General features: G+C 41.7%; 2 protein-coding genes. Both read right to left on the reverse strand.

Features of this window, described 5'->3' with window-relative positions:
• Nucleotides 1-482: 482 nt before the first annotated feature.
• Complete coding sequence (locus BUB68_RS15360; RefSeq protein ID WP_178139557.1) at nucleotides 483-629, reverse strand: hypothetical protein; 147 nt, start codon at nucleotides 627-629, stop codon at nucleotides 483-485.
• A gap of 39 nt (nucleotides 630-668) precedes the next feature.
• On the reverse strand, nucleotides 669-845 hold the full coding sequence (locus BUB68_RS15365) for a hypothetical protein (protein WP_178139558.1): 177 nt from the start codon (nucleotides 843-845) through the stop codon (nucleotides 669-671).
• Between the last annotated feature and the right edge of the window lie 163 nt (nucleotides 846-1008).

The following is a 1008-nucleotide window of genomic DNA, read 5'->3' on the forward strand; positions in this document are numbered from 1 at the left end:
CATGGTACAATCCTCCTTCCTTGGTTATATTATACCATGTATTATACAAAATATATACTTTGATTTAATGTTTTTAATATACTATTTTACTATACATAAGCCGGAAAGCACCAGCATCAGCACAGACAACAGAACAAAAATACGTTTTTTCATAATCATTTCCTCCCATACTTAATCAAAACACCTCGAAGAAGGCCATTTTACCTGCCAAAATCTTCGCAATGTTACTGTTTATATCGAACAAAATACACGTTTACTTAATAATCTGTTAATTTTTATTCCTGCAGATGCTGTCTGGGGTAATGATCCAATTATTTGCAATGCATAAAACCGCATAATCCCTGCCCTAATCAGGCTTTTCCTGAAAATGACATTCTCTTCCTTCCTGCCACAGCTGGAAATTTCCGGATGAGCCGCTTGCATATAGATACCCATCATGGCACAAGGCACGCCAACGGGAATCACCACAAAGGCCGCCAATATCAAACCAACGGCGGCCGTCCGGGGATTTGCGGCTGAAAAAGTAACAGCAACATGACTGCCGCGCCCCCATAGGAACAGCCAGTCAGGGCCGCCAGCAGCGCTATGCTCGGCAAAGTGCTGGCCACGGCACTGAACAATATCCCCAAAGAAGTGGCAAAACTCGTGAACCGTCCTGCGCCTGCTCCCTAAATCTCTGCCTCATCATCACCATCAGGCAAAAAAGCCCAAACGAATCCACCAGTATCCGTTTGGACTTCGCTGCCTCTATTGATTTTTACAATAGCACAGACCGCCAATAAAGTCAAATAACCATGACGCTGGCAGATTGCCAACATCCACATCCCCGAAACAATAAATGACAAAATAATTGAACTTCATTCAAACAGCAGTATCGGAGCGGAAAACTGACAAATATCCTAATATATATAGTAAGCAAAAATAAACAAACTATTCTCAAATATTAAATATTTTGTTATAATGTACGTAACGAACCTACGGGAACTGCACTTTAGAAAGGTTGAGCCG

It is taken from the genome of Pseudoselenomonas ruminantium, from assembly GCF_900142515.1.
GTDB lineage: Bacteria > Bacillota > Negativicutes > Selenomonadales > Selenomonadaceae > Selenomonas_A > Selenomonas_A ruminantium_D.